Here is a 7,961-nt window from a genome sequence, read left to right as displayed (position 1 = left end):
CTCTTTTCCCTACAGCCACTGATTGGGGGTTCGGGGGGGCGACCCGCCGCCTACGTCCGGGGCGTGGGCGGTGCTACCGCCCCCGGTCGGCGTGTCGGGGGGTGTACCGCGAGTACGGCGGAGATCCTGGCGGGCGGCCGATCGGACGCAGCCCCTTGCGCAATGCTCGGTCAAACCGTGAAAATCCGGCATCTACCGGCGGGGCAACCCGTCGCCGTCGTCCCCGCCCAGCACCATGGAACCCGATGTCCACTGCCAACCCGGTCCCACCCGCCCGCCGCCCGCTCGGCCGGGGCGGCGTCGGCGCGCTGCCCGCGCAAGGCGGGCCGGGGGGCGGGACGGGCGACACGGCCGGGGTGCCGTTGGACGATTCGGGGGCTGATGCCGCCTCCGTTCCGGAGGACCGTGCTGCCGAGGATGCGGCGCACGCCGCCGCCGACGCCGCGGCGGCGTCGGACGAGGCTCCCGCGGACGGGGCCCCTGAGGACGAGGCTCCCGCGGACGGGGCCCCTGAGGACGAGGCTCCTGAGGACGAGGCTCCTGAGGACGAGGCCCCCGCCGACGTCCCGGCGGAGGAGCACAAGGGCTTCGCGGTCCACCTGGACAACTTCGAGGGTCCGTTCGACCTGCTCCTCGGCCTGATCGCGAAGCACAAGCTCGACGTGACCGAAGTGTCGCTCTCGAAGGTCACCGACGAGTTCATCGCGTACATCCGGGCGCAGGGTTCGGAGTGGGACCTCGGCGTCGCCACCGAGTTCCTCGTCGTGGCGGCCACCTTGCTCGATCTGAAGGCGGCGAGGCTGCTGCCCGCCGCGGAGATCGAGGACGAGGAGGACCTCGCGCTGCTGGAGGCGCGCGACCTGCTGTTCGCGCGGCTCCTGCAGTACCGGGCGTACAAGCAGATCGCCGCGATCTTCGACGAGCGCTGGGCGGTCGAGGCGCGCAGGTACCCGCGCGACGTGCCGCTCGAGGAGCGGTACACGGGCATGCTGCCCGAACTGGTCATCAAGATGGACTTGGAGAAGTTCGCGCGGTTGGCGGCGCGGGCCATGACGCCCAAGGGCCCCAAGGTCGTCTCGATCGAGCACATCCACGTGCAGCGGGTGAGCGTACGCGAGCAGTCCGCCATCGTCGTCGAACGCCTGCGCAGGCACGGCGCGCTGACCTTCCGCGCGCTGACCGCCGACTGCCCGGACAACCTGCACGTCATCGCGCGCTTCCTGTGTCTGCTGGAGCTGTTCCGCGAGGCGGCCGTCGGGTTCGACCAGGTCGAGGCGCTCGGCGAGCTGCATGTGCGGTGGACCGGAGGCGACGAGGACGCACCGCAGGTGGGTGCGCAGTTCGACGAAGACGACGAAGACGACGAGGACGACGAGCCGGACCGGGACCAGGGAGAGCAGGTCCAGGACGCGGACGCGGTGGAACCGGAAGCGGTCGACGTGGAGGAACCGGCATGAGTGACGAGGGGTTCTGGATCGAGCCGCCGGACGAGCCTGTCGGTACGCCCGACGCCGCCGCAACGGAGACCGCCGCTCTGCCGATGCAGCGCGAGCACGCGCACGCGGACGAGGGCCACGAGACCACGCCGGGCGACCGGACGGAGCCGGAGCCCGAGCACGGCCGCGCGCCCGAGGCGGAGCCGCCGGCCGAGATCGTGTCAGGGCTGGACCCCGCACTCCTCAAGCCGCAGCTCGAAGCCGTGCTGATGGTCGTCGACAGTCCCGTCCCGGACATCGTGCTCGCCCAGGTCCTCGAACAGCCGACCGAGGCGGTGGTGACGGCGCTGCGCGAGCTGTCCGCGGAGTACACGGCCCAGAACCGCGGCTTCGACCTGCGCCAGGTGGCCGGGGGCTGGCGGTTCTACACGCGGCCGGAGCACGCCGAGGCGGTCGAGAAGTTCGTGCTCGACGGCCAGCAATCGAAGCTCACGCAGGCCGCGCTGGAGACGCTGGCCGTGGTGGCCTACCGCCAGCCGGTCAGCCGCAGCCGCATCTCCGCGGTGCGGGGCGTCAACTGCGACGGCGTCATGCGTACGCTGCTCGCCCGCAGCCTCGTCGAGGAGTACGGCGTCGAGCCCGAGACCGGGGCGTTCCTGTACCGCACGACGGACTTCTTCATGGAGCGCATGGGCCTCGTGAGCCTGGACGAGCTGCCGGAGCTTGCGCCCTTCCTGCCCGAGGTGGAGGCCCTGGAGGCGGAGACCGAGGGCGGCTTGGAGGGCTTCCCGCTGGGTGGCTCCCCGAGCGGCTCGCGGGGAAGGGGGGAGCAGACCGGGACCGCGGGCGAGGCCGAGGACTCGGACGACGCAATCGGGGCTGATTTGTCCGACGGTCGGGCTGGGAGCGACTCCGAGAGTGGGGCCGAAGGCCCGTCGGACGACGTACCTGTAGGCGCACCTGACGACCTGGCCGATGAGGTGCCTGAAGACGTGTCCGGGGGCCCGTCCGCGGAGGTGCCCGGGCCGGTGGCAGCCGAGGGCGGGGAAACCGGGGATACTGGTGGCGAAGACTCCGCGGCGGCGGATGCCGAGGACAGCGCGGACAGCGCTCCCGCAGACCCCGCCCCCGCGGCCGACGACCCCACCGACACCGGGAGCGGGTCCGCGTCCGCCACACAGCCGGACGCGGCCGACGAGACCGGTCAGACGACTACGGACGATTGATGGCTGGCACAGGCAGGCAGGGCTCCGGCCGCGGCAACTTCCGCGGCGCGGGCAACAACCGCGACGAGCGGTCCGGCGCACCGCGGGGCGGCGCCGCCGGGCGCGGCGGCTCGGGACGGGGCGACGCCGGCCGAGGTGGCGGAGGCGGTACGGGCCGCGGTGACGCGGGCCGCTCCGGCGCCGGTCGCGGCGGATCCGGCGGCGGCCAGGGCTACGGCGGTGGCCAAGGCGGCAGCCAGGGCGGCGGCTACGGCGGCCGCGGCGGTTCCGGTGCGGGTTCCCGCTCGGGTTCCGGCGGCTCCGGTGCGCAGGGCCCGCGCCGCGGCAGCGGCGGTGGGACGAGCCGTCCCGACCGTCGTCCGACCACCGTCCGCGAGGGTGAGCGGAACACGCGCGAGACCCAGGAAGGCGTACGCCTCCAGAAGGTCATGGCGCAGGCGGGCATCGGCAGCCGCCGGGCCTGCGAAGAGCTGATCTACATGGGCCGCGTCGAGGTCGACGGACAGGTCGTGCGCGAGCAGGGCCTGCGGGTGGACCCGACCAAGGTCGAGATCAAGGTCGACGGCTTGCGGATTCCGACCTCCAGCGGCGAGGTCTACATAGCGCTGAACAAGCCCGCGGGCGTCGTGTCGACGATGTACGACCCCGAGGGCCGTCCCACGCTCGCCGAGTACGTCACGGACCACGAGCAGCGCCTGTTCCACGTCGGTCGGCTGGACACCGAGACCGAGGGCCTGATCCTGCTCACCAACCACGGCGAGCTGTCGAACCGGTTGACGCACCCGAGCTACGAGGTGACCAAGACGTACCTCGCGCAGATTCAGGGGCCGATCCCGCGCGACCTGGGCAAGCGGCTCAAGGAGGGCGTCGAGCTGGAGGACGGCCTCGCGCGCGCGGACAGCTTCCGGATCATCGACCAGCTCGGCAAGACGTACATGGTCGAGGTCGTGCTGCACGAGGGCCGCAAGCACATCGTGCGGCGCATGCTGGCGGAGCTGGGTTTCCCGGTGGAGCGGCTGGTGCGTACGAAGTTCGGGCCGATCCAGCTGGGCGACCAGCGCCCGGGGCGCACCCGGCGGCTGTCCAACGAGGAGATCGGCCTGCTGTTCCGCGAGGTAGGGCTGTAGGGCCATGGCCCGCTAGGCCGAATGGGTGATTGGGCGGTGACTTCCTGACATGGTGGACCGACGCGATGAGATTGAGCGCGCCGAGGACGACCGGATGGAGGGGGTCATGAGCGTTGCGCACGTGCAAGGTTCCGGGGCGCATCATGTCGGGCCGTGGACGCTTGAGCAGGTTTTGGCGCTGCCGGAGGACCGATCGCACCGCACCGAGCTCATCGGGGGTTCGCTCCTGATGTCGCCCAATCCTGCTCCGCCCCATCAGACGGCTGCGCGGCGACTGGCCAACGCCCTGGAGAGCGCTGTAGCCGCGGCGGGCGCGCCACTCGTTGTCTGGGACGCCGTCAACGTGGTCATGCCCTACGGGATGCTCATCCCCGACTTGGTCGTTGTCGACCTGGCCGCCGCGGAAGAGGTCTTCGACAGTGGAGCCGCGACCGTGTCATCCGAGGCGGTCTCCGTCGTGGTCGAGGTCGCTTCGCCCTCCAACCGGCGGGCGGACGTCGTGATGAAGAGCAAGCTCTACGCCGAGGCCGGGATCCCGTGGTACTGGCGTCTGGATCTGCGCCCCGCGCCGAGCCTCACGGTTGGCGAACTGGTAGCGGGCACGTATGTCGAACGCCTGGTCGTGCCTTCGGGTCAAACCGCGACGTGGCAGGAGCCGTTCCCGATGTCGCTGGATCCGGGGAGCTTGACCAACCTGCGGATCTGACCGACCGAGCCGGCTGGATCGGCGACGTTGCGTCGGCTCTGTCTGACGGGCCGATGGATCGAGGGGCGCCGCCGCGCGGATGCGCGGCGGCGCCTTTCTACGATAGGGGTATGAATTCGGCTGGTTTGGACGGTATTCGCCAGGGGCTCGGCTCGTGGGACCGGCGTACGTCGGCGCGGGGGTGGCACGGGCTCACGGCGCTCGTCGGAGTGGCCGGGCTCGTCATCCAGTTCGTGGTCAGCGCGCGCGGGGGACCGGAGTTCGCCTCGGACAACGCCGGGGTGCGGATCCTGCGCTATCTGAGCTACTTCACCATTCAGAGCAACATCCTGGCCACCGTGACCGCCGCCCAACTCGCCCTGCGCCCCGACCGCGACGGACCGCTTTGGCGGGTGCTGCGGCTCACCGCCCTGGTCTGCATCACCACCACCGGCATCGTGTACGCGACCGTCCTCGCGGGCCTGCTGGACCTCCACGGCGCCGGGCTGGTCGCCGACTACCTGCTGCACTACGCGATGCCGGTGCTCGCGCTGCTCGGCTGGCTCCTGTTCGGCCCCCGCCCCCGCATCGGCCGGGCGACTCCCGTGCAGATCCCGGCCCTTCCGCTCCTGTGGGCGATCTACACCCTCGTGCACGGCGCGATCACCGACTGGTACCCCTATCCGTTCACCGACGTGGTGGACCACGGATATGCCGTCGTCGTCCGCAACATCGTGCTCGTCGGCGTATTGGTCGTCGCCCTCGGATTCGCCTTCCGCTACGGCGACCGCGCACTGCGCCCCGCCCCCAACCCGCGACACGCCGAAGGCCACCCCCAGGATTTCCGCACCCTCGACGAGGGCGTCTCGCCGGGGCCGGGCGCGCACTCGGCCGCGGAGTCCGCGTCGAAGTCGGCTTCGAACCGGGGTTCGAGCGGGGCGTCGAAGGGTTTGCCGGGCGAAGCGGAGCGCTGATGTCGGGGGTCGGTTCGTGCGGGGAGGGGCTTGCGTGGCTGCGGCACCGGGCGGGGGCTGCTAGAACGTTGCCCAGGGCGTTGCCCCGCGACGAGGCGCGGCAGGCCGACCGGGGTGTGGGGGTGGCGTGGGGGCGAAGACGGGCGGTGCGGTCCTCGACAGGATCGTCTACCGCTGGCAGGAGAGGGACTTGCTGGGCGCCCGCGGGCTGGGGCCGGTCGCCACGTCGCTGGCGCCGGACCGGTTGCCCGGGTGGGCGCGGGAGTTGCAGGCGTACGTCGGTATGGAGGTCGACGTCGAGACGGGCCCGTACACGAGTGTCTGTTGGGCACGTACGACCGCCGGCCCGGCGCTTGTGCACCGGGAGTTCGCGCTGCACGGACACGAGGCCATCCCCGGCAATGTGGCGCATGTCGTCGTGGATCCCGGACGTGTGCTCGGGCCGCATGTGGTGCTGGCGCTGGGGGTGTTCGACTGGGCAGCGGGCGGTCCGCCGCTGGACGACATGCCGCAGGGGTACCACCTGGAGGGCATCGCCTCCGAGGGGCTTGTGGCGCTCGCCCACGAGCGGGCGGCCGGGCTGCGGGCCGCCGCGCGGGGTCGGCGGGACGCGCTCGAACGCGTTGCCGAGACGTTGTTCGCCCGTCCGCGCGCGGCGTTGTCGCTGCTGCAACGTGACGCTGGACCCGATCCGGCGCCGCTGCTGTGGGGCGTGTTCGATCTGGTGAGCCATCTCGTGCGGGGGAGTTGGAGCTTCTCGACGTACGAGTCGAGCGACGACGCGAGCCGTCCCCGCTTCGTCGTCGTGCCGGACTGGCCCGGCGCGGACTTTCCCGGGCGCCTGCGGCTGGACGTCACGGCGCCCCCGGGCACCGGGTTGTACGCGGAAGCGGCGCGCAGGCTCGTGGAGTGCTACGCGGAGCGTCCGTGGGAGCAGACCCGGGCGCTGCTGCGCCAGTTGCGGCCGGTGGCCGAACTGGAGCCCGAGCCCAAGGCGATCGCGATTCTGGACGCCATCGACACGCTGTTCCCGTCAAGGGTCTCCCTGGTGAAGGCACGCGGTCCGGCGCGGCCGGCGGTCGAGGCACGGCAGGCCGCACCGCCGAGGGGCTGGGACACCATCGCGCGGGCGGCGGGCCCCGGCGCCGAGGCGGCCTCCGCGGCGGCTGTGTTCGGGCACGGTCTCGCCGATTACCTGGGCGTCCCCGCGGAGTTGGACGTGACGGGGGAGTATCCGGGCGAGTACCTGCCGGAGGGTCCGCACAGCGGGCGCCACGCGAGCCCGAACACGGATGTGGACGCGGCCTCGGGCATGCCCCCGCAGCGATCCCACGACTCCTGGTCCGGCGGGCGCGGCGGCGGGCCCCGCGCCCGGTCGGCGCGTGCGGGTGATCTCGACGATCCGTACGCCGATGTCCCCGTCGCGGCGGATCCCGGCCCTCTGGAGGAGGACGTGCCGGAGGCGCCGGGCGTGCCGGACGTGCCCGAGGTGCCTGAGGCTGCGCGGCCTGCGCAGCACGCCGCGCCGCCCGCCCCGTCGGCTGCCGCGCGGCCCGAGCGAACGCCGGTGCTGCCGCCGCACATAGAGCGTCCCTCCGGTCCGGCACCCACGCAGCCCGAGACCCGCTACCTGCCCGTGGCGCTGCCGGTGCCCGAGCGCCCGGAACGTCCCGGGCAGCCGCGGGGCCCCGGGCGTCCGGTCGGGGGTCCGGGGGCCGGACGCGTGGCGGCGTACCCGCCCGGCCCGCCGCCCGGGGTCGCGCCGGGAAGCGCGCCGCCCGAGGCCACACCTCCCGGCCCGCCGCTCGGTTCCGCCGCCGCGGCCGCCCGGGCCGCCGCCGCACTGTCCGCGGTCCCGGCGGGTCCGACGGCTGCGCCCGCGCCTCCGGTCGTCGCCCCCGCCCCACCGTCCGAGCGCACCGCGCGCGGCTGGGACCTCGCCGGCTGGGCCGAGGACGGCGTCGCCGAATGGGCGCTCCAGCCGCTGCTGGACGCGTCGCGGTGGCTCGACGGCGGCGGCGCCACCGGCGACCGCGAGTTCCGCGAACTGGTCGGGCGGGCCGGGCTCGTACCGGTCGCGGTCGGCCTGGAACGCGCCGATGAGGCGCTGTTGCCCGCACTCGTCGAGCGGCTCGCCGAACTGGTCGTGCCGTCCCCGCGGTTGCCGTCGGCACGCGAGCAGGCGGCCCTCGAACGTGTGCTCGCGGGCCTCGACGGTCCGATGCGCGCACTCGACCGCTGCGGAGTGCCACGCCATCAGATAGCGTCAATCATCGGACAGTTCGCGGCATATGTCCTCGACGGCTGCCAGACTGACGGCACCGCGGACAATCTTGCTGTGGTCGTCCGCAACCTCGACACCGTCCCCGGCACCTATCGTCCCTATCAGCAGGAACTCATCGGGGCCGCCGTCGCGCACGGCCTCGGTGCGCGCTTCTTCGAGGAGATCGGCCGGCTGTGGGCAGCCAGCCGGTCCCTCCTCCCCGACCCGGCGGACCCCTTGGAGGGGTAGT

The 7,961-nt window shown here is 72.8% G+C and carries 5 protein-coding genes and 1 pseudogene; all 6 read left to right on the top strand.

Features of this window, described 5'->3' with window-relative positions; all coding sequences use genetic code 11:
- Positions 1-245 precede the first annotated feature (245 nt).
- The 6 genes and pseudogenes from ACWD12_RS11555 to ACWD12_RS11530 all read left to right on the top strand — a co-directional run bounded on the left by ACWD12_RS11555 (position 246) and on the right by ACWD12_RS11530 (position 7,960).
- A complete protein-coding gene (locus ACWD12_RS11555) occupies positions 246-1,457 on the top strand; it encodes a segregation and condensation protein A (protein ID WP_450099352.1) in 1,212 nt (403 codons plus the stop codon).
- Positions 1,458-1,705: 248 nt separating this feature from the next.
- Positions 1,706-2,224: pseudogene (gene scpB, locus ACWD12_RS11550) on the top strand (SMC-Scp complex subunit ScpB); the annotation flags it as partial.
- A 437-nt stretch (positions 2,225-2,661) separates the two neighbouring features.
- Positions 2,662-3,789, top strand: a complete 1,128-nt coding sequence (locus ACWD12_RS11545; RefSeq protein WP_450099351.1) for a pseudouridine synthase — start codon at positions 2,662-2,664, stop codon at positions 3,787-3,789.
- Between the two features lie 49 nt (positions 3,790-3,838).
- On the top strand, positions 3,839-4,495 hold the full coding sequence (locus tag ACWD12_RS11540; RefSeq protein WP_450099350.1) for a Uma2 family endonuclease: 657 nt from the start codon (positions 3,839-3,841) through the stop codon (positions 4,493-4,495).
- Positions 4,496-4,605: 110 nt separating this feature from the next.
- The gene (locus ACWD12_RS11535) at positions 4,606-5,448 is read left to right on the top strand and encodes a Pr6Pr family membrane protein (RefSeq protein WP_450099349.1); all 843 of its coding nucleotides are present in this window, start codon (positions 4,606-4,608) and stop codon (positions 5,446-5,448) included.
- A gap of 127 nt (positions 5,449-5,575) precedes the next feature.
- Positions 5,576-7,960, top strand: a complete 2,385-nt coding sequence (locus tag ACWD12_RS11530) for a hypothetical protein (RefSeq protein ID WP_450099348.1) — start codon at positions 5,576-5,578, stop codon at positions 7,958-7,960.
- Position 7,961: the final 1 nt, after the last annotated feature.

Source organism: Streptodolium elevatio (assembly GCF_053592165.1).
Note: the sequence above shows the minus strand (reverse complement) of the source record. Positions and strands in the feature narration are given on the sequence as shown.